This is a genomic window from Mastigocoleus testarum BC008, from assembly GCF_001456025.1.
Classification (GTDB): domain Bacteria; phylum Cyanobacteriota; class Cyanobacteriia; order Cyanobacteriales; family Nostocaceae; genus Mastigocoleus; species Mastigocoleus testarum.
In genome coordinates, this window is sequence record NZ_LMTZ01000105.1 from 21,580 (window position 1) to 45,082 (window position 23,503).

Genomic DNA, 23,503 nt, shown 5'->3' on the forward strand with positions numbered 1-23,503 from the left:
AAATTAAAAATGACTAGAATTACAGATATTAAAAAAATAAAAAGCAAAATTGAACCTCTGTTGGGTCAAAAATGTTGGAATCTAGCAATGGGTCACGGATCATTTCTTACTTTTGAGTTTGGAAAAATAAAAATCCCCGCCAGACCGTCTTTTCTACAGAAAAAATGGCATAGCTTACCACCAAGTAAACTCAAGGAAGAATTACAAGATAGCTACAAAAAAATTTTGCCACCAGAAGGAGAATGGCATCTTTGGATTTATATGTGTGCTTGGGAGATACTTCACAACAATCAAATTCTGGTAAATAGTGAGGATGAACGAGAAGTAACGGAGACTTATATCTCAAATTTTGATGGATTAGTACTTAAGTCTTTAGAATTATTAGATGATAATGAGTACTAGATATTTAGCCGCAGTATTTTTTATATCTCAAGAAGAAAATATCTCTTTAGAAACTTTGCTGGAAAAAGTCCAAGCTACTGATATTGGGAACCCACATAGTGATGTTGAGAATGAATCAAGCAACTCATCAGAATCTTTAAAAGCACTATATTGTAACTGGTCATATTTTACAGGTTGCATTGCATGGCTAAAAAAATTAGATTATTATTTACTACTTGTAATTTGGTTTTCACAATCTCAATTTCTTAGAAAGTTACCTCTTGAAGATTTAGATTTGCCTGTGGAAGAAGATCCAAATTTAGAGCTAGCTCTTACTTTCAGAGATGCTTGTGAAGAAATTTTACCAGAAGTTGCTTATATAATCACGCACTTAGATCGAGCTGAATGGGAAGAAATTGTAAAAATTGAAAATAAAATTCAAGGCTTATATGCTGATTTTATTGCTAATCAAGGTGGATTAACTTATCTTTCTGGGTTAATTGCTGATGTACTGACACCTCGTCCGCAAGAATATGAAAGAGATAATTTACCTGTGAAAAACGGTAAATTAGTATTTAGTAGCAGAGGGAGTTATCGTTGGTTTTAAAAGTAGTGATTTTATAGCTTTGCTGACTATTTTAAACATCACGTTCTCTGTAATTTTATTAAATCTTACCCATCAAATCAATATCAGCAAAATAGTTCCACTTCAGTATCAGAAGGAGAAATATAGCCCCTAAATCATTTGTGTTCGCGTGAGCGTACCGTAGGTAAGAATTAATATTGTAGAGACGTTGCATGCAACGTCTCTACAGGATTTATCTATTCACAAATGAAATATGATTGCTATAAGAGAATCGATTGGAGTTATAAATTAGGCATTGCTTAGTTATGGGATGATTTAGCCCCCCTAACCCCCCAATTATGGGGGGAATAAATCTCTCAAAGTCCCCCAAACTTGGGGGATTTAGGGGGCTACACTGGCGACTATAAATTTTAAACATTCATCCCTATATTCTGCAACGCCATAAATTAAATCTCGTTGCTTGATTTGGTGAGATGGGGTAAGGGTCATATATGAAAATTTCTAATATTAACAAGTGTAAGATAGACTAGATTTTATTTATTTTAGCTGAAGAAGAAAAACCTGTTTTAGCTGCTTCCCATTAGGTTACTAACATAGTACGATGTTTCGAGTGTTATGAAATTGGGATTATTTAGGTTTTATTAAGATGTCTAAAGAAGAAGATTTTGAACGCTGGCGACATAACACAGGTAATGAGTCTGAAGACGAACAAAGTCTAGAAGGTTCAGAATCATTAAACCCGGATCGCCCTTTGGATAGCGATCGTTCTTTGGATGAGAGTAGTTCTCTAGATTCACCTAATTTAGGGGGTAGTAGCAGATTCAGCAAAGTACCTTTGAGCAGTCTTGGTGGTTCTAGTTTATTGATGAGGGCTGCTAAAAATACTATTTTGGGTGGTCGCGCTACAGAATTAGTTCAAAGTAGCAACCAAAACAAAGAATCGCAAAAATCAAATAAAGAATCTGCTCCTCTATCAAATAAACTTGATGTTAAAGATACAAACAAAGATCAATTAGTTGTAAGTCTTCCAAGGACTCCAATTGATATCGCATCTGCAGATACTTCTGCAAAACTTTCTGGTGAAGAACAAATTTTTGTTAATGCACTCTTAGGTTTGGGTGTAAGTCGTCAAAAAGCTCTTGAGGTTCTCGAGCAAATAAAATCTGGCGAACGGGACCGCAAAGTTTTAATGGATGGATTGTTATCGGTCAATCCTGCTTTAGCAGCAACTTTACAGGTTAGTGGAATATTCGATAAGATCATCGATGGCTTGGTTGAATATTACTCAAAAAATAAATCACAGCAAAATATTTCTAGCCCCCCATCGCAAGCAGAGAAAGAAGAATATTTATCAAAAGAAGAACAAGAAGGATTAATAAAACAGCGCGAGTATTATCACAATCTTAAGACTGCTTTACCTACTGCAGTAGAAAGAACCAATCAAGACTTAGCTAAAGATAAAAAACAACCCTTTAGCTTCGATGGGTTGATGAAGAAAATTGAGAAAGGTTCGGGTAAACAGGACGATCCAAATGAAGGTAAGAAGCAAGTCGAACGTATTAATCGAGAAGTCGCCGATAAAGTCCAAAAGCTACATCGAGTTGACAGTCAAAGTCCCAGACAAATCGATCCAACTGCCATTCGTAATACTATTTTAGTCCGGGATTATACTGAAGCACAAAAAGCTGTAGGTGGGGATGAACCTCAAAGAAAAATTTTAGAACAACGTTTTAATAACCTCAAGCCAGATGGAGCAGAAGGGGAAATATCTCAAAAAGCTGTAATGAGCAAAGCCAATGCAATGTTCAAAGCTGCTACTGGTAAAGATGGTCCTGAAAACGAAAAAGATCGAAGATTGCTTGAAAGTTTCCGTAATTCGGTTATTTTAGAGTGGATGCCCAATGCAATCAAACAAGATAAGCAGTCCGGGAAAAGCGATGATAATCAAAAATCCAAAGATCCAGTAGGAGCATTCAAGCAAGGGGTAAAAGCTAGAGCACTCAAACAGTTAGAAGAAAATAGGCAATTAATATTAGATGCTAAAAAGGAATATAGCGAGTCTAATAATCCCCAAATATCCCGTCGAGTTGAGCGTTTGCGAGAAGTAGAACGAAAAGATAATCAACTAGCACCAAAGCAGAAAGAATTAGAAAAGCTTTCGAAAAATGTTGGAATTCTAATTGCACATGGGGAAAATACTGCTCAAGTCTACAGAAAGCGAGGTAATACAAACAAAGCAGATAAACTAGAGCAAGCGATCGAAGCGAGAAAAATCGAACAAGCTGCATACTTGCAAAAGTTAGAAGAGGTAAAACAAGCTAGATTCACTTTACTTACCCTTTTCCCTGCAACGGGTGTATTGAAAGGTGATGATGTTAAGGGAGATAAGACTGATGGAGAAGTTGTTGAAAGATTGAATTCGGGTTTCGATAGCGTTCTTTCTGATATAGAAAAAGTTGAAGCAGGTATTCATAGTGGAGATATACCAATCACCAAACTTGGTGCAGTAGTCAATCAAACTTTAGCTGAAATACCAACGGACGAAGAGAAACAAGTAGTTCAAAAGTATTTAGAGTCAGAACGCAGCAAAGAAAATAAAATTGCTCTGTCCTCATTTGCGATTCAAATCGGATTAACGGTAGCTGCTCTGTGTACGGGAGGAGTAGTAGGAATAATTATAGCTGCAGTGGGAGCTAGTTTAAGTATTGGTAGTGCGGCTTACGAGTGGGAAATTGCAGATGACTTGAATACCGTAGCCAATACGGGTAAAGTGGGTGGTAATCAGTTACTAGAAAATCCCCAAGCAGCCCGTTTTAACTATGTAATGGGCTGGGTGAATTTAGTTTTAGCTGGGGTAGATGTACTGCTCGCAACTGGTGAAGTAAGTAGTTTATTTAAAAATGCGAAAAATGCTGAACGACTGATCAATCTTCCTGGAGGTGAGGTTTTTAGTCGTTTAGAACCACAAGAAATCCAACAGTTAGATCGGGTTCGACGATTAAGGGAAGCTGGAAAAACTGATGAAGCTGAACAAATGTTACGCCAACTTAAGGGAAAAGTTGGTGAAACTGATGCTGAACTTGGTTTAAAAACTCTTTCTTCTGATGAAGCTGCGCAAATTAGTGGTAGGGGTCAAAAAGGTACGGGAGACGATCTTAATGCCGATAGTTCTGCCACTCCTAAAATAGAAACACCTCACACAAGATCGGAAACGGAAGTAAAATTACAACAACTTCGTGATAGTTTGAGCGAAGAAGGTAAAACTTATTTTGATTCACTGCGAAGTTCTCGCGATAATTCGCAGGAGTTTTTAGAATGGCTCGAACAGAAAGGCAACCCTCAAAAATATATAGAGGGATCTGCTAGAGGAACTGCCAATCAAACGCGAAGAGCTGCAGAATCGGCACAACGAGTTCAGCAAGCTAGAAAGCGGCTTGATGAAATTAACTTTTTTGATAGAACTGACGTCCTAAAAATAATTAATAGAGAAGATAGTGCTGCGTTACGCAGTAAAATAGCCGCAGAAATATCTAAACAAGATGCTCTTAGACAGTATCCTCCTAAAGACGGCTATCAAGTTTTTGAAGAAGTTCTCGTTTCCGAAGCTGTACCAGGATATAAAAGTAAAGAACAATGGATTGCTGATAATCCTACTAAAAATCCAGATTCTGTATATTTTTTAAACGGACAATTATGGCGCAATGTTTCTGATATTGATTTAATAGTTGTTAAATCACCTTCTGATAAAAGTAAATATAAAATTATTAGAATAGAAGAAATTAAATCTGGTAAAAATGACTCACCTAATAAAGCAAAAAGACAACAAGAAAATATCATAGACGCTATTAGAAAAATGAGTGGAGAAAACCAACAATATCAAATTCATCTTGATAAAAGAACTGATATTAGCTCTGAATTTGATACTAGTAGTATTCACAGTGCAGAAGCAGTTACTCGCGGTCCTAAAGGTAAGCAATTTGATGAACCTCTGCTCTTGAATTTTGCAGAGTTAAATGAACTAGTTAAAAAAATATTATCTGAAAAAAAAGGTAAATAATAATGGGTTTTTGGTTAAAAGGAACGATAGATGAAGTAGGTTGTGAAGGTGAAGGATGTGTTAATTGTCCTTATCGCATTATGGATACTGAGAGTTATGCTTGTACCGCCGAAAATTACTGGAGTGCGCTTTATAAGGCAATAGCTTTATGGAAATTACTAGAAGATGAGAGAGGACAACAGCTTTACAATCTTCTAAAAGAAGAAATTGAAATTAACATAGTAGATGAGGTACCTGTTATTACCTTAGAGAAGATTAAGAAAGTATTATCACTACTCGCAGGTTTAGATGAAGCTTTGTATGCAATTTCTGAAAAAGATTGGTTTATTAAACCTGAACATATTGATTATGTACTAAAAAATGAATCAGATTTAGTAAGTTCATGGCAAAATACTGATGGTAAATGGGTTCATACTTTAGCGAACTCTCTAAGTCAAGTACAGGGAGCAGAATTTTTCCTCAAAGGTGCACTTCGTGTCGGACGAGAAGTTGAACTGGATTAAATATCTTGGAAAAAAAAGAATTTCACAAGAAAATAGCAGCTACTATCACTTCAATTAAAGAATTAAATACTTTAAATTTTGAAGAAAAAACTTTTCCCATTCGCGAGTATAAAATGGTGGGAGTAATGAATAAAATACTGGAGGTTTATTTAGCAATTAAAGTAGATTCTGATTTACAATCAGATCCTATATTTCAGGATTATCTTGATGAAAGCGCTAATTTGTTTTATGGAACAATAACAGCTGATATATATCTTTATACTCGCTCAATTGAAAGAATAGCTGGCTCAATATTAGAACCAGGAGAATGGGAAAAATTATTTTGGCGAAGATCGGCATTTGAAGCACTCAAAGAGTTATATCAGGGTACAGTTTTTGAGCAGTATTTAGTAGATCAAGTAGAAATTGATGAAGATACTGAAGAGCGTATGGAATTCTTAAGTCAAAGAGAAGGACCTGTAAGCGAAGATGACATTCCAAAAGGAATTCCCTCATCTCACTGGTGGTGGTGGGGAGAACCTCCAGAAGAATCAGATGATGACTAAATTCTAGAAGGAATAATTTGCTAATATACCTTCTTCGCAAGTATTAATTAAAACTTGTTATTCACAAGTTTTTGATATAAAAAATATATTTATTTACCGTGATAGAATTATCAATGTTTGACACAGCTTACCTCAGCTTTCACTTTATATAAAAAGAAAAATTACATAACAATTAATAGATATATGAATTATTTAGCGATCGCTACTGTTACCACCGCTTTAAAAAATATACTCCAAGTGGGCATAAATAACGAAATGCCAGGTACTCAAGTAACGACAGTGCGACCAGATAAATTAAACGCTGGGGTAAAAGAAAGGAAGGTTAATATATTTCTTTATCAAGCCGCTCCCAATAGAGAATTATACACCATTGATTTAACTACCCATCGTCCTAAAGATGGTATGACTCAAAAACATGCACTCGCTCTAGATTTAAATTATATTTTGACATTTTACGGTAACGAAATGTCTTTAGAAACGCAAAAACTTTTAGGACTAACGGTTAAGACTTTAGTTGATTACTCCAAGCTAAGTAAGGATATTATTCAAGCCACTATAGATAGAGATCCTTCTCTTAGAGACTCCACTTTAGCGAATCAAGTTCAAGAAATAAAATTTATTCCCAACATAATGACTCCAGAGGAGTTATTACGCATTTGGTCTATTTCATTTCAATCACCTTACTCTTTATCCTTAGCTTATCAAGCAAGGGCTGTGACAATTGAAGGCGAAGTAATAGGTAAATCTGCCTTACCAGTACGAAGTACTAGTATTTACTTAAGCTTTGCTAGCCCCACAATAAAAGAGATTGAAGTTGAACCGACAAGCTTTAACACCAACAAGGCTATAACTATAGAAAGTAGTCTAATAATTTATGGTGACAAATTAAACAGTGACGATACAAAAATCAAGATAGGTAATGCTAGAATAACACCACAGAAAGTTGAAGATAAAGTAATCAAACTAGATCTTTCTTCTATTCCAACATCGGAAATTAAGAACTTAAAAGCTGGAGTTCAGAGCTTACAAGTAATTCAAACTCCCAAAAATAGCGATCGCAACCCAGTAAAAAGTATTGAATCTAATGCTTTACCTTTGGTTTTGCGTCCTAATATCGTCGGTGATATAGTCCTTTCTCAAAACAAAGCAAATTGGGAAAATTTATACTCTGGTGAGGTTGCTCTTGAAATCGATTTGAAAGTTAGCAAGAGACAACGAATATACCTACTGCTTAATGAAATATCCAACTCTCAACCAGAAGCTTACGTTTTCCCAGCAAAAAAAATCGAAGACAACCTCAATCGGATTGTTTTTTCAGTCCGTAATGTCAAAATCGGAGAATATCTAGCAAGAATTCAAGTGGATGGAGCTGAAAGTCCATTAAAGATAGATACCGATCCTAACAGTAACACCTACGAGGAATATTATCAGCCGAAGATATCAATTTCTCATTCCCAATCCCTGAATCTGAACGGAAACTCTTCTCGCAAAGACATCAGTGCTTCGTCAAAATAGTCACTGAATCTCGAGGAAGGCTTTTGGATTTACTAGCACACTCATAATTTTATACATCAGGTATATTTCTTGGATCGTAAGAAAAAATAAATAATTTCGCTAAAAATTATCCAATATGAAAGATGTTTGTTAAAATGCGTAATGTTAATAGCATAATATATATGTTAAATAAATAATGTCTCGATTATGTAACTATTGTTGAGGTACTATCTAATCAATATTTAATAGGACTAGCTTATGGAGAAATAATTTGAAATAGTTTGTACCATTACCATATATTTATCCTAAGCGATCTGTTTTTTTGATTGCCATTATTTGTCATATTAAAATTCTGTTGTCTCGCCTGATAAGGGTGAATCAATACTATGAAATTGCCCAACATACAACTATTAAAAGATGAATTTTAGCAGTAAATATTTCGGAGGTTAGTACTTACCTAATATATATCTTAGGTATTAGTAAATTCATGTTGTCAGGGCGAATAGTGAATGTTAATGTGCCTATAGGCTCAAAATCTTGTTCCCGAAATCCCAAAATCAGAAATGAACAGCAGTTAGAATGTAAAATTCAAAGACTGTTGGTAAAATTTGCTGTGTTATCTTCACCTATATTTTTGATATATGAAGATTCTTCATTGAAATACTAAAACATTTACAAAAAAATTACTTTTATCCATATTTGCAAGTGGTTATGTTTATAGTATATCGTTATGTTTGCACTCACAGCTATGTTATCTTTCATCTATTAGATTTTGGACAAATGAAGCTTGTTAGCAAGACATATGCAAAGCGTTGATTGTTAATCAATAATACTTGAACAATTATCCAGAAATTATGACATTTTAGTTTTAATAAACTCACATGTAACTAAAATAAAACCCATAGACTTCATTTAAGTAATATTCAATGTTGCAGTTATTTTCGATCTCTTTTTCAAGAGATCTGAATTTCGGCTCTGCAATATCAAGTTATGTTATATCAGCAAACAGAGAATAGGACACAGAGAACAGCAACTAAAAATAGAAATAATAACTGATAACTGTTAACTGTAGCCTGTAAGGGCGTGGTGTTAGCCATAAACTGTTAGCGCCTAGCGGAAGCGTACCGTAGGTATTGCGTGCGTGCGCGGTAGCGCATTAACTGGTAACTGGTAACTGATAACTGTTAACTGGTAACTGATAACTGATAACTGATAACTGATAACTGTTAACTGGTAACTGATAAAGGAAAATAATAATGGCTAGACTAGATTACTTTGCTCCTGGTGTATACGTCGAAGAGGTTGATCGCGGTAGTCGTCCAATAGAAGGAGTACAAACAAATATTGCAGCCTTTGTTGGGTTTACTGAAGCTATTCGGAATGGTGCAGAAATCGGAAAACCAATGTTGGTTACAAGCTGGAACCAATATTTGCAGTACTTTGCAAGAGAGAATTCCGATGGATTTACAGATTTCGATGCTTATTTACCTTTTAGCGTAAATGGTTGGTTTTTGAACGGAGGTGCTCGCTGTTGGATCGTCAGTATTGGTACACAATTACCCAAACCAGCAGAACAAACCACTCAACCAGGACCGGAATCGACTGCATTAACTGTTAAAACAACAGCAAAGCGAGATTCTCTACAGTTCACCCTTAAAGAGGGACAAACAGATAACGGTTCTGTAAAAGTAGAAATTATTCCCGATGAGCCAAAAACAATCGAACCCAGTGACGAAAACGCTCCAGCACCTATTCCTGCAGAATTTTTCCAAATAAAAATCCTTAGAGATGGGGAAGAACTCGAACAGCACGGAAACTTGACTATGGATCCTGATGTTAGTCAAGAAGTCGGAACTTACGTGCAAACAGCACTGCGTACATCTCAATATATTAATGTAGAAATTAAAGCACAAAAAGGATTACCTTTAGCTCGTCGTCCCATCAACGGTCAATACGAGGTGAGTCCTCCTCCAGTATTACCTACCCAAGAAAATTTAACCCGATATGTGCAAGGGGTGCGCGACGATCGCAGCGGTATTCAAGGGCTATTTGAGATAGATGAAGTCACAATAGTAGCCTGTCCGGATTTGATGAAAGCTCACCAAGTTGGTTTGCTCGACTTGGACCAAGTCCACGGAATAATGGAGTTGATGGTTAGTTTGTGTGAAAACGCCGCTCCCAATCCACCTAACCGTATGGTTGTTTTAGATACACCATATGACGTAAATAAACCTCAAGAAGTAGTGAGATGGTTGAATGATGACTTCTGTCGTCGTTCTATGTTTGCAGCCTTGTACTACCCTTGGATCAAAGTACCAAATCCACGTAAAAATGGAAAACCAATTCTCGTACCTCCTTCCGGTCACATGATGGGGGTTTGGTCCCGGACAGATGAAAGCAGAGGTGTATATAAAGCACCTGCGAATGAAACTCCTCGGGGTGTAAATGGTTTAGCTTATGACTGTAATTTCCGGGAACAAGAACTACTCAACCCTCTAGGAATTAACTGTATCCGTACATTCCCCGGTCGAGGTATTAAAGTTTGGGGTGCAAGAACTCTGGTAGAACCAGATAAGAGCGAATGGCGTTATATCAGCGTCCGTCGTTTAATGAGTTATATCGAAAAATCAATCGAATTAGGTACTCAATGGGTAGTATTTGAACCCAACGATCAAGATTTATGGGCGCGGGTAAGACGTACTGTCAGCAACTTTTTAGAACGTCTATGGCGTGAAGGTGCATTATTTGGAGCATCACCAGAACAGGCTTATTATGTGAAATGTGATGAGACTCTCAACACACCAGATACAATGATTTTGGGACGCTTGTATGTGGAAGTTGGTGTTTGTCCCGTACGTCCTGCTGAATTTGTAGTCTTCCGCGTCAGTCAGTGGACGGGTCAAGACGAAGAATAATATTGGAACTGCAATAGTAGAGGTATTCTATATTCTATTGGAATATCTTTACTTACAATTACTAAACTTGCGATCGCTAAACTTGCAAGAATTAAACTTGCAATAATCAAACTTGCAGGAATCAAACTTGCAAAAATTAACAAATAAATTACTAAGAAGTTACTAGGAAATTAAATTATGGCTGTACAAGAAGAATTATTAGTCAGTTGTAGGTTTTACTTTGAAGCTGATGGTTTAACAGACAAACAAATTTTGGAAGTTTCTGGTTTAAGTTCGGAAACACCAGCAGCAGGTGGGGATAAGGTATTAGGTTCGAGTAAAAATGCAATCAATTTGCGTCAAGCTGCACCTACCCGTGCAAAGTTTACCCAAGTAGTAGTAAAAGTCGTAGCTACCACTAATAAAGACCTTTATAAATGGTATGAAGACTGTAACAAAAATGAAGGTGGTAGATCGGACTGGGCTTCTAACCGTAAAGCTTCTTCAGTCAGCGTTTACGACCAAGCTGGGGATATGAAAGCTCGCTGGGAGTTACTCAATTCCTATCCGACCAAATATGAAGGACCAAAGTTAGAAGCAGGTTCTAATGATGTTGCAAATGAAACTATCACCTTAGTCCACGAAGGTATTAAGCGCGTTCAGTAATCATAATGGGGCATGGGACATTAGATAATGAGCATAGTAAAAAATACTAATCCCTAATCCCCAGTCCCTAATCCCTAATCCCTAATCTCCAATCCCCCAAAATGACAAATCTAATCAATAAGTTTCCCGAAGTTTTAACCAATGCTCGCTTTTATATTGAATTGAAACTTGATGGAAGTGAGGAACCTGTTGATGGTTACTTCATGGAATGTAAGGGTTTCAAAATTAGCCAAGAAGTTATTGATATTTGCGAAGTCACACCTAGACGTTGGGGTGCGGCTAAAACAGGTCAAGTAGTACGGACAAAAATTCCTGGGAATGTGAAGACAAATAATATTACTTTACGTCGAGGAATGACTAGGTCTACAACTTTGTGGAAATGGTTTGAAGCCGTTCAAGAGGGTAATTGGGCGAAACAACTTCGTAATGGCTCTTTAAGTATTTATGACCAAGCAGGAACTCAACAAGCAATATTTCAATTTAAAGGTGCTTTTCCTGTTAGTTATATTGCAAGCGATTTAAATTCTAGTAGTAGCGACTTAGAAATTGAAGAAATGGAAATTGCTGTAGAAATTTTTACTCGCCAAAAGTAGATATTAGCTGATTTTACTTGTATATTTGTGGTTTGGTAATTGGTAATTGGTAATGGGTGATGGGTGATGGGTAATTGGTAATGGGTGATGGGTGATGGGTGATGGGTAATTGGTAATGGGTAATTGGTAATGGGTAGTGGGTAATAAGATATTAAATAATTCATTATTGGTAATAAGATAGTAAAATTAACCTGTTTATCATATTAATTAGATTCAGTAAAAACTATTTGGTAACAACTATTGGATAACTACTCTAATGTTACAAACAAAATTTGAATTCACTTTACCTAAAGGCTATTTAGATGGGGATGGTAATTTACATCGTATTGGAGTAATGCGTTTAGCTAAAGCAATAGATGAAATCACACCTTTGCGAGATCCCCGTGTAAAATCAAATCCTGCCTATGCAACTGTAATTATTCTTGCTCGCGTAGTTTCTCAGCTCGGTGCACTCGAAGAAATAACTCCTGCAATTATTGAAAATCTTTTCGCTTGTGACTTGAATTATTTGCATCAATTCTATCGTAAAATTAATGATTTAGAAGAAGAAATTACAGAAGTTAAAGAGAACAAAAAAAATATTAATAATTCAGCTTTCTCTGTTCGAGATTAATAGTTATTATGGGAAGGTATAAAGATGAGGCTTTCAGATGTTGTTAATTTATTTAATTTTAGATTTAGAGTAATTTCTAACTTCGTTCGCTATCCCATAGAAAATATTACTCGAATTGTAGAACGTCGCGCCCAAAATATTTATGAAAATATCGAAATTCCCTGGGACAAGGACAAAGAAAATTTAACAGGAGATAATCGAACTGAAAATAACCAAACTAGACAATCATTTATTAGAAGAAAGCATAGTACAGGAATACAAACTAAGGAATTTAGAGAAGGAAGTATTCGGGATATTTCCAGTTTTAATGGAAGGTCTTCCACTATACATTTTAATGGGAATAATTCTCAAGTATTAAATCAACAGTTAATAGACAAGCAAAATAATTTAGATTTACTAAATTTACTTCCACCTTTAAAACCTAATGCTGAAATTAGAGGTCGTAGAGGTCGGTATCGAGTTGAAAGTCTCAACTTAAATCAAGAATCGGAAAGGGTACGACTCTATCAAGGTATTCATGTTCTTAATAATAAATCAGTTTGGATAGAAGAATATTTACTACCAGAATTTGACTTCAATCAGCAAGAAACTAGGGAAACAAAGGAGAAATTTGAATTATTATCCACCATTAACTTTAAAAATGAAAGCGGGAAAGACTTTCGTTTAATTACTCCATGGGATACTATCGCTTCTCGTGATGAAAGACGTTGTTATTTGATTACTGAATTTGTAGATAACAGAACTACATTGCGAGAATACTTGTATAATAAGCAACACCCAATGACTTCGAAGCAGGTATATAAAGTCTTAGAACTAGTATTAGTCTCTCTGACATATCTGCACACAGATTCTAAAATCAATTTACCTTTAGATAGAAGACCTCATGGTAATCTTAGTCTGGATAGCCTAATTATTTCTACAGATGAATTATACGACAACAACGAAGATGAGCAATTTTTTATATATTTGAGTGATTTTGCTCTGTGGGTAAACCTATTTCAACCACCCAACTTAAAATTAAGTTATCCTTCTGTAGAAAAAGACTTACAAGATTTGGGAGCGATCGCCTTTTATCTTTTACATGGTGGAGATACCGATCCAGTTTACGGTCACCCTCTCGATCCGAGAAATGAGAGACACTGGGTAAATATAAGTGATACAGCGTTAAAAAATTTCATTAGGTCTCTGTTGGGATTAGATACCACATTTGTAACCGCTGAAGATGCGAGAATTTTTCTCTTAACAACATTGCAACCCCAAGTCCAAAACATTGGAGAATACACAAATCTTGAATTTCAAGATGAAGAGCAGGAAACAAACAATGATTCAAAAGTTATCCCGATCGCACTGGTAATTATTATTTTAAGCTTAGTGCTGGGTTTTGTCGGAGGAATTAGTTGGTTTCTCTTACATTGGATTATGACAGGTAAACCTCCTTTAATGTCTGCAGAAAAAAAATCAACTTGTTGCATTCAGGAAGTACAAGTAACTGAAGCATTAAAGGAAAAGCCAAAACTTACTTATAATGCTCCGATTTCTGAGACCACACTAAAGTATTTGATGAAGACAGAAAATCTTGTTTCTGCGGGTAAAACATTTCCCGAAGAACTACGCGATCGGGTACAAAATTCATTAGGATTGCAGTTAGATTATCAACCGGTTAAAAATATTGATTTTGCAATTAAAAACTTTGATAATAAAGATAAAATAGATTTTTTTATTACTCAGTTAGCATATAAATTAAAAGGACAGTTAGAAGATAAAGATCTTAAATTTGAGACAGTTGCTTATGAAGGAATAGTAGTATTTATTCCCTTTAGCTATTCTCGAAGAGAAAATAGTTTCCCTACAGCATTAGACGGTAAAATTTCTTTTGATGATTTACGAAAAATTTATAGCGGTCAAATTAGTAATTGGAAAGATTTAAATCAAAATTTACCAGATTTACCGATTAAACTTTATATACCCGAAGATGAAGTTATAGTACAAGAATTTCGACAAGTATTATTTCAAAATCATGCCCAAGAAAGAAAGTTGTTTGATGAGTTAATAGATAATGGAAAAATCATCAAAAAAACAACTCCCAAGACATTAAGAAATGTACTTTATGAATTTGAAAGTAATGATGAGGGTGGAATTGGTATTGGCTTTGGTGTTTTGAGCCAAATTTATAATCAATGTGCAGTTTATCCATTAAGTATTGGAGAAAAAGGTAAAGAAATTCAAGCATTAATACAGAAAAATGGTGAAGATATCAATCCAAAAATTAATTTATGTAAGAAAGGAGGTTATCATCCTAACGCGAAAGCGATTAAAGAAAAGTATCCTTTGAAATATCCGATTTCTATTGTTTATCCTCAAGAACATAAAGAATCACCCGGTAAAGTATTTATTGAAATATTACAAACAGACGAAGTACAAAATTTACTTAGAGAAGCTGGATTAGTACCAGTACCAAATGACAATTAAAATTCTTTATTTTTCTAAGTTCAGTTTGCGGATAGGTCGGTAATTACAATAGCAAAAGGTAAAGAATAAAAAATATAAGGTAATTATATGGTAAGGAATAATAGTACAAATTATGAATTAAATTACGTTACAACTAATCGCTTTTACGTAGAAATGGAGAGTAATATTACAGCATCATTTAGTGAATGCTCTGGTTTGGGAGTCAAGATAAAGAAAGAAAATTATCTAGAAGGAGGTGTAAACGATCAACAAAGAGTTATTTTAGGTCATGCAGAATTTTCTGATGTAACCTTAAAACGTGGTGTTACCGATGATTTAGTATTTTGGGAATGGCTAAATAAAACAGTTAGCGACGGTCAAAAACAGCGACGAAATATTAATATTATAGTTTTTAATCAAGCTGGGGAAACCATGCAGAATTGGACGTTAATTGCTGCTATTCCTATCGCATGGAAAGCACCAGGATTAAAAGCATCTGGTAATAATGTAGCGATTGAAGAATTGACTTTAGCTTATGAAGGATTGAAAGTTATGAAAAAAGCTGAAGGTGGAGGTGCAACTAATCTTAGTCCAGGACGTCATTCATCTGGATATTTTATTAACTAATTTTAGCGTTTGCAAAGATAATGACTAAGAATTAAATCATGTTTTTTGATTCTCTGGGATTACAAGATCCTTTATCACCACTCGAAACATTAGGACAGAAATTTCCTCCATTACAACCACCTTCTCCGTTAGGTTTCTCCGAACCTCCTTTAGGAGAAAATGTGAATGATGGAGAATTTCTATCATTTCCTTTTGATGAAGCTTTCAACTCTTTACAATTAGGCTTTCCCGAACAATCTAGAGATAGCGAGGGTTTACAGAGTCAAAATATTCGAGTGTTTGAAGAATCAAGAAATGATGAGAGTCCTTATTCTATCTCTCAAAATATAGAATCAACCGATTTACAGACACAACCTTCATTACAACAAACCGAACAACAAAGGGATACTACTGTTCAAACTAAATCTGAAATTCTACAAACTTCAATTCAACCAACATCATTAGAAGATGATTCTACTCCACAATATCCAGAATCAATCGACTTAGAACAACAATCTTTAGTACAACAAAGCGATCGCACTGTTCAAACTAAATCTGAAATTCTACAAACTTCAATTCAACCAAGATCATTAGAAGACGATTCTACTCCACAAAATCCAGAATCCATCGACTTAGAACAACAATCTTTAGCACAACAAAGTAATCGCACTGTTCAAACTAAATCTGAAAATCTGCAAACTTCAATTCAACCAACCTCATTAGAAGATGATTCTACTTCGCACAATCCAGAATCAATTGACTTAGAACAACAATTTTTATCACAACAAAGCGATCGCACTGTTCAAACTAAATCTGAAAATCTGCAAACTTCAATTCAACCAACCTCATTAGAAGATGATTCTACTTCRCACAATYCAGAATCAATYGACTTAGAACAACAATYTTTATCACAACAAAGCGATCGCACTGTTCAAACTAAATCTGAAAATCTGCAAACTTCAACTCAACCAAGATCATTAGAAGATGATTCTACTCCACAATATCCAGAATCCATCGAATCAGATAAGCAATCTTTATCACAACAAAGCGACGCTACTGTCCGAGCGAAATCTGAAAATCTGCAAACTTCAATTCAACCAAGATCATTAGAAGATGATTCTACTCCACAACATATAGAATTGATCGACTCACAGCAACAATCTTTATCACAACAAAGCGAACAGAAAATTGATATTACTGTTCAGACTAAATCCGAAAATCTGCAAAATCCAACTCAACCAACATCACTGGTAGATGATAATACTCCACACAATCCAGAATCAATTGACTTAGAACAACAATTTTTATCACAACAAAGCGATCGCACTGTTCAAACTAAATCTGAAAATCTGCAAACTTCAACTCAACCAAGATCATTAGAAGATGATTCTACTCCACAACATATAGAATTGATCGACTCACAGCAACAATCTTTATCACAACAAAGCGAACAGAAAATTGATATTACTGTTCAGACTAAATCCGAAAATCTGCAAAATCCAACTCAACCAACATCACTGGTAGATGATAATACTCCACACAATCCAGAATCAATTGAATCAAGACAACAATCTTCAGTAGAACAAAGTGATACTACTGTTCAAGGAAAATCTGAAAATCTGCAAAGTTTAACTCAACCAAGATCATTAGAAGATGATTTCACTCCACAAAATCCAGAATCAATTGAATCAAGACAACAATCTTCAGTAGAACAAAGTGATACTACTGTTCAAGGGAAATCTGAAAATCTGCAAAGTTTAACTCAACCAAGATCATTAGAAGATGATTCTACTCCACACAATCTAGAATCAATCGAATCAGATAAACAATCTTTATCACAACAAAGCGATGCTACTGTTCGAGCGAAATCTGAAAGTCTGCAAAATTTAACTCGACCAACATCATTAGAAGACGATTCTACTCCACACAATCTAGAATCAATCGAATCAGATAAACAATCTTTATCACAACAAAGCGATCGCAATGTTCAAACTAAATCCGAAAATCTGCAAAATCCAACTCAACCAACATCACTGGTAGATGATAATACTCCACACAATCCAGAATCAATTGAATCAAGACAACAATCTTCAGTAGAACAAAGTGATACTACTGTTCAAGGAAAATCTGAAAATCTGCAAAGTTTAACTCAACCAAGATCATTAGAAGATGATTTCACTCCACAAAATCCAGAATCAATTGAATCAAGACAACAATCTTCAGTAGAACAAAGTGATACTACTGTTCAAGGGAAATCTGAAAATCTGCAAAGTTTAACTCAACCAAGATCATTAGAAGATGATTTCACTCCACAAAATCCAGAATCAATTGAATCAAGACAACAATCTTCAGTAGAACAAAGTGATACTACTGTTCARRSKAAATCYGAAAATCTGCAAARTYYAACTCAACCAASATCAYTRGWAGATGATWWYACTCCACAMAATCCAGAATCAATTGAATCAAGACAACAATCTTCAGTAGAACAAAGTGATACTACTGTTCAAGGRAAATCTGAAAATCTGCAAAGTTTAACTCAACCAAGATCATTAGAAGATGATTTCACTCCACAAAATCCAGAATCAATTGAATCAAGACAACAATCTTCAGTAGAACAAAGTGATACTACTGTTCAAGGGAAATCTGAAAATCTGCAAAGTTTAACTCAACCAAGATCATTAGAAGATGATTTCACTCCACAAAATCCAGAATCAATTGAATCAAGACAACAATCTTCAGTAGAACAAAGTGATACTACTGTTCAAGGGAAATCTGAAAATCTGCAAAGTTTAACTCAACCAAGATCATTAGAAGACGATTCTACTCCACACAATCTAGAATCAATCGAATCAGATAAACAATCTTTATCACAACAAAGCGATGCTACTGTTCGAGCGAAATCTGAAAGTCTGCAAAATTTAACTCGACCAACATCATTAGAAGACGATTCTACTCCACACAATCTAGAATCAATCGAATCAGATAAACAATCTTTATCACAACAAAGCGATCGCAATGTTCAAACTAAATCCGAAAATCTGCAAAATCCAACTCAACCAACATCACTGGTAGATGATAATACTCCACACAATCCAGAATCAATCGACTTAGAACAACAATCTTCAGTAGAACAAAGTGATACTACTGTTCAAGCAAAATCTGAAAGTCTGCAAAATCCAACTCAACCAACCTCATTAGAAGATGATTCTACTTCACACAATCCAGAATCAATTGACTTAGAACAACAATTTTTATCACAACAAAGCGATCGCACTGTTCAAACTAAATCCGAAAATCTGCAAAATCCAACTCAAACAACATCATTAGAAGATGATTCCACTTCACAATATCCAGAATCAATCGACTCACAACAACAATCTTTAGCACAACAAAGCGATGCTACTGTTCAAACGAAATCTGCAAATCAGCAAAATTTAACTCAACCAACATCACTAGTAGATGATTCTACTCCACAATATCCAGAATCAATTGACTCACAACAACAATCTTTAGCACAACAAAGCGATGCTACTGTTCGAGCGAAATCTGAAAGTCTGCAAAATTTAACTCGACCAACATCATCAGAAGATGATTCTACTCCACAATATCCAGAATCAATCGAATCAGATAAACAATCTTTATCACAACAAAGTGACGCTACTGTCCAAGCGAAATCTGAAAATCAGCAAAGTTTAACTCAACCAACATCATTAGGAGATGATTCTACTCCACACAGTCTAGAATCAATCGAATCAGATAAACAATCTTTAACACTACCAAGTCTACAAGCAAGTAATTATAATATTATTCAAGCAAAATTAAATCATGAGTCTTTCTCCATTACTAAACCATTAACTGAATCATTACCTATCGTCGAACAATCTAATTTTCAAATCTCTGAACTTTTTACTGAATTTTCGGATGACACACCTTATACTTTCAACGAGAATATACCACTATCTAGTTACGACCCAAATTTAAAATTCGTAGCAGATGGAGAACAATTAGAATCACAATCCCTCGCAAGTGAAGATTTTAATCAACAAAAACCTATTGATATACAAGATTCAAATATTCCCGAATCATGGTCAGATATTACAGAATTACTGAGCATCGATCCTAATAGTACAATCGATGAGATATACTCTCATAAGCCTTTAGGAATTAATCAATATCTGAAAAATTCAAATGATTCTATATTAAAAAATTTAGATTTAAATCCTGATTCAATAATCGAAGAAGAACTTGAATCTACTTATGCTGATTTCCAAACACAAAATATAAATAATCCTAGTGCATGGTCTAATATTTCTGAACTTTTAAGTGTAAATGCTGTAAAAACACATAAGAATGTTAGTACACTACCAGAAAATGATACTTCACCCGTCTCTCACCTTGTCTCACCGACTTTAAATAATGATTTTAATGAAGATATTTCATCACCTAACCCAATTTCTTCACATTTAGAATCAAAGCAAATTGATTCTAAACTAGATGGTGATAGTAGAGACCCTCAAGATTTAACAACAAAGACTGAGCAGCAATTAGAATTTTTAGCCCAAGATATTTACAAATTATTACGTCAAAGATTGGATATCGATTTTGAAATACAAGGTCATAAATCAGTAAGCTATCCACGTTGGTTAAATCACTATGATTCAATTAATTTAATGTTTCACTCTAGGAATAATATGAATTATGAAAACAGAAAACAGGGAAATAATGATGAGATAGATCCATTAGATAATAATCTAAAAGCTTTAATTGAGGAGGTTTATTTTCTGCTTCAACAAAGATTAATAATAGAAAAAGAAAGATGGTAAGTTTAAAATAAAATTAGTTATTTATATACAAAATTATGACACTACAAAAAGCAAAATTAATATGTCTTGACGGCGCAAGTAACATAGAATTTATGTTTAATCCCAGTCAGTTAGCTTTTGAAGGAATTGTTAAAACATCAGAAAACCCGGGAGCACGTACTCAAGATAAAGGAACACCTAAAGTCAGCTTTTCTAACATCAAGGCTTATAAAGTTACGATTAGCAATATTTTATTTGATACTTATGAAGAAGGTGGTGATGTCATAGATCAATATATTAGTAAATTTAAAGAAGCTGTAGAATTTGCTCCTGGGAAAGAACGTCCACCGATTTATCGATTTGAATGGGGTAACAAAGTTTATTTAAGAGCTTGCTTTATTGAAAAACTCAGTTATAAGTTAACTATGTTTCTTCCGAATGGTACTCCCGTTCGTGCGGTAATTGATAGTCTTAGTCTTAAAGAAGCTGACGAACCAAAACCTAATGGGGCTGTAAATGCTCCTAATACTGATAACAAAACTCGTCAAACTGATACACCTCAGAATCGAAGAAAAAGAGTTAACAATCGCAGGAGATAGTAATTATATAATTTAAAAATATCGCGATACATACTAATAAATCAAGAATATTTTCTGTTTTTTTATAACTAGTTCTTTTATCAATTTTTAAAATAATTTTCAAAATATGAAGAGGGAACAGAAAATACTATAAAAGATATATACTTTAACGCACACTACAGACATACCTAGGATAAACTTCTTTAACAGCGATCGCAGAAAATGAGAAAAAACGGCTTAATGACTGTATAAAGTTATATATAATTGCACGTCTGTGCTTGTACTTTGGGTCGTCCTCACTTTGTTCACGCGTAACGCAATACTTGGGATAAAATACCCACTTCAAACTTTCCCTAATCTCCAATTCCCAATCCCCACCGATGTATGGCTAATTATAATCCCCCATCCGAAGATACTGCTAATTATCGTGCTAAACCACAGATAGAAATAGATGGTAATCCAGTTTCTAGTCTTTTCATGGAAGATATTCTGCAAATTGTTGTAGAAGAAAGCTTACACCGTCCGGGAATGTTCACTTTAGTAATTCAAAATGATTATTTTCCCGGTCGGAAAGAAGATGAAGTATGGCGTCACAAAGACTTATTACAGATAGGGAAATCAGTTAGAATTGGTTTTACTTCTAGTACTACCGAATCTCCTGATTTTTCAGATGAACATACAAGTTATATTTTAGATGGAGAGATAACAGCCATTGATACCAATTTTACCGGTAGATCTCAAGCACCTGTAGTTGTTCGAGGCTATGATTTTTCCCATCGTTTACATCGTGGAAGACACAATCGGTCTTTTCTGAATATGACAGATAGCGATATTGTTCAGAAAATTACTGAAGAAGTAGGTATAAAAGTTGGTCAACTCGATCCTAGTGGTGTTGTCCATGACTATATTTTTCAACCTAATCAAACCAATATGGAATTCTTGCGGGAAAGAGCAGCAAGAATTGGCTTTGAACTGTTTATTCAAGATGGTGTACTTAACTTTCGCAAACCTAAAGCTGATAGCGATGAATTGACTCTTAAGTGGTTAAAGGATATACACGGTTTTCGGGTTAACGTGACTAGTGCAGAACAAGTTAGGGAAGTTGAAGTAAGGGGTTGGGACTACGCTCAAAAAAGACCAATCGTATCAATAGTTCAGTCTGCTTCAGTAATTACACATACCGATAATGGTGTAGGTAGCGAAACCAGCAACAAGTTTAATGGTAAACCTCCCAAACCTAAGATGATTATTGTAGATAAACCAGTATTTGAACCTAAAGAAGCCGATATAATGGCGCAAGCATTATGTGATGAATTGGGAGGACAATTTATCAGTGCTGATGCTCAATCGGAAGGGAACGCCGAAGTTCGCGCAGGTAAAGTAGTGAACCTCAAAGATATGGGACAACATAGCGGTAAGTATTACATTACTGAAACCCGCCATACATATTCCGCGAGGGTTTATACTACAGACTTCAGCATTCGTGGGAATAGAGGAGGTAATCTATTCACCGCTTTAGCAAACCAGAATAAACCCGACCCAGGACACACACTTTTAGTCGGAATTGTTACGGATAACCAAGACCCAGAAGGTTGGGGAAGAGTCAAGGTAAAATTTCCTACAATGACAGAAGAGCATGCTAGTAACTGGGCGAGGGTGATCGCTCCAGGTGCTGGTGCGGGTAGAGGAATTTACTATTTACCGGAAATCAACGATGAAGTACTAGTTGGTTTCGAGCATGGAGATATTAATCGTCCTTATATCATTGGTGGGGTATGGAATGGTGTAGATCCTACTCCCAGAGATATTGGCGATACAGTCGTTGATGGGAAAGTGCGTTTGCGCAGTTCTACAACTCGCTTCGGTCATAAAACCTGGTTTGTAGATGATGATAAAGGTTCAGAAAAACGGGGTTACTACATTCAGACTGGTACCGGTCCCGGTCATCGATTGCGCTTTAACGATACGGAAAAGTTTATTGAAATTGAAACTGCAGGAGGACAGAGAATACATTTAAGTGATGTAGATGGAAGTATAAGTATTAAAGCTGACACCAAAATAGATCAAACTACCACAGCTAATATTAGTTCGAATGCTGCATCAATAGATACTAATGCTGATGCTAGTCTCAGTATGAAATCTGGTGGAACTGCCAATTTAAGTGCTGGTGCAACTGTAAACATGACAGCCGGAACGACTATTAATATTAGTGCTGGGGGTGCAGTTACAATTAGCACTCCAGGTGCTTTATCCATCAATGCTGGGACAATGACCTTAACTACTACAGCAGGACCGATTACGATGATTACTCCTATTACTGGTCCAAAGCCAATACCATAGGACGTTTAATATTGTTTTTTTGTGTATAGCTCGAGAAACTGCGATCGCACCTCAATCTACTAATGATTAGTATTCTCAATTAATTAATTGATTTTATTTGTAGTCTCACAACCCTTAAAACGTGTTTGGCTAAGCTTTTAGAGTGCTTGTCAACCCAAAAGCTTGGACCTACTAACAAAATTTACTTTGCTTGATATAAATAATTAGAGTGAATTGTTGCAAATGAGGGCTAGCTGATTTTTGTTACAAAACTTTGTATTAAACTGCATAAGCTTCGTATATGGTATCTATCTATAGTTTACTAGACATCTAATACTTTAGTGTAGAATAAGTGTCAATAACTGTTAATTAAACCCGCATTAAATTGTCCCGTCCCGTTTTTCCTCCCAGCCATAAC

Annotated in this window: 15 protein-coding genes; all 15 read left to right on the forward strand. The window is 35.2% G+C overall.

All coding sequences use genetic code 11. From position 1 onward, the window contains the following. Nucleotides 1–9 precede the first annotated feature (9 nt). Nucleotides 10–402 (forward strand): hypothetical protein, encoded by a 393-nt coding sequence (locus tag BC008_RS24830; protein ID WP_058183976.1) that lies wholly within the window; start codon nt 10–12, stop codon nt 400–402. Further along, a complete protein-coding gene (locus BC008_RS24835; protein WP_058183977.1) occupies nt 392–988 on the forward strand; it encodes a hypothetical protein in 597 nt (198 codons plus the stop codon). Before BC008_RS24830 ends, BC008_RS24835 begins: the two co-directional genes overlap by 11 nt. A gap of 625 nt (nt 989–1,613) precedes the next feature. Further along, nucleotides 1,614–5,024 carry a hypothetical protein gene (locus tag BC008_RS24840; RefSeq protein ID WP_027844461.1) on the forward strand — a complete coding sequence of 1,137 codons (3,411 nt, stop codon included), beginning with the start codon at nt 1,614–1,616 and terminating at the stop codon, nt 5,022–5,024. Nucleotides 5,025–5,026: 2 nt separating this feature from the next. After that, nucleotides 5,027–5,527, forward strand: coding sequence for a helix-turn-helix domain-containing protein (locus BC008_RS24845; protein WP_027844460.1), 501 nt, complete (start codon nt 5,027–5,029; stop codon nt 5,525–5,527). Between the two features lie 5 nt (nt 5,528–5,532). Continuing rightward, on the forward strand, nt 5,533–6,072 hold the full coding sequence (locus tag BC008_RS24850) for a hypothetical protein (protein ID WP_027844459.1): 540 nt from the start codon (nt 5,533–5,535) through the stop codon (nt 6,070–6,072). 183 nt (nt 6,073–6,255) lie between these two features. Then, nucleotides 6,256–7,587: a DUF4255 domain-containing protein gene (locus tag BC008_RS24855; protein ID WP_058183978.1), complete on the forward strand. Its 1,332-nt coding sequence runs from the start codon at nt 6,256–6,258 to the stop codon at nt 7,585–7,587. A gap of 1,235 nt (nt 7,588–8,822) precedes the next feature. Then, nucleotides 8,823–10,481, forward strand: a complete 1,659-nt coding sequence (locus BC008_RS24860; RefSeq protein WP_027844458.1) for a phage tail sheath family protein — start codon at nt 8,823–8,825, stop codon at nt 10,479–10,481. Between the two features lie 177 nt (nt 10,482–10,658). Then, nucleotides 10,659–11,126 carry a phage tail protein gene (locus tag BC008_RS24865; protein WP_027844457.1) on the forward strand — a complete coding sequence of 156 codons (468 nt, stop codon included), beginning with the start codon at nt 10,659–10,661 and terminating at the stop codon, nt 11,124–11,126. A gap of 101 nt (nt 11,127–11,227) precedes the next feature. Then, nucleotides 11,228–11,719, forward strand: coding sequence for a phage tail protein (locus BC008_RS24870; RefSeq protein WP_027844456.1), 492 nt, complete (start codon nt 11,228–11,230; stop codon nt 11,717–11,719). 256 nt (nt 11,720–11,975) lie between these two features. Further along, nucleotides 11,976–12,332, forward strand: coding sequence for a hypothetical protein (locus BC008_RS24875; protein WP_027846652.1), 357 nt, complete (start codon nt 11,976–11,978; stop codon nt 12,330–12,332). A 24-nt stretch (nt 12,333–12,356) separates the two neighbouring features. Next, nucleotides 12,357–14,801: a PstS family phosphate ABC transporter substrate-binding protein gene (locus tag BC008_RS24880; RefSeq protein ID WP_027846651.1), complete on the forward strand. Its 2,445-nt coding sequence runs from the start codon at nt 12,357–12,359 to the stop codon at nt 14,799–14,801. An 87-nt stretch (nt 14,802–14,888) separates the two neighbouring features. Continuing rightward, nucleotides 14,889–15,407, forward strand: a complete 519-nt coding sequence (locus BC008_RS24885) for a phage tail protein (protein WP_027846650.1) — start codon at nt 14,889–14,891, stop codon at nt 15,405–15,407. Nucleotides 15,408–15,445: 38 nt separating this feature from the next. Continuing rightward, nucleotides 15,446–20,209, forward strand: a complete 4,764-nt coding sequence (locus tag BC008_RS24890) for a hypothetical protein (RefSeq protein ID WP_058183979.1) — start codon at nt 15,446–15,448, stop codon at nt 20,207–20,209. 35 nt (nt 20,210–20,244) lie between these two features. After that, nucleotides 20,245–20,787, forward strand: a complete 543-nt coding sequence (locus BC008_RS24895) for a CIS tube protein (protein WP_058183980.1) — start codon at nt 20,245–20,247, stop codon at nt 20,785–20,787. Nucleotides 20,788–21,150: 363 nt separating this feature from the next. Beyond that, complete coding sequence (locus BC008_RS24900; RefSeq protein WP_058183981.1) at nt 21,151–23,106, forward strand: VgrG-related protein; 1,956 nt, start codon at nt 21,151–21,153, stop codon at nt 23,104–23,106. Nucleotides 23,107–23,503 lie beyond the last annotated feature (397 nt).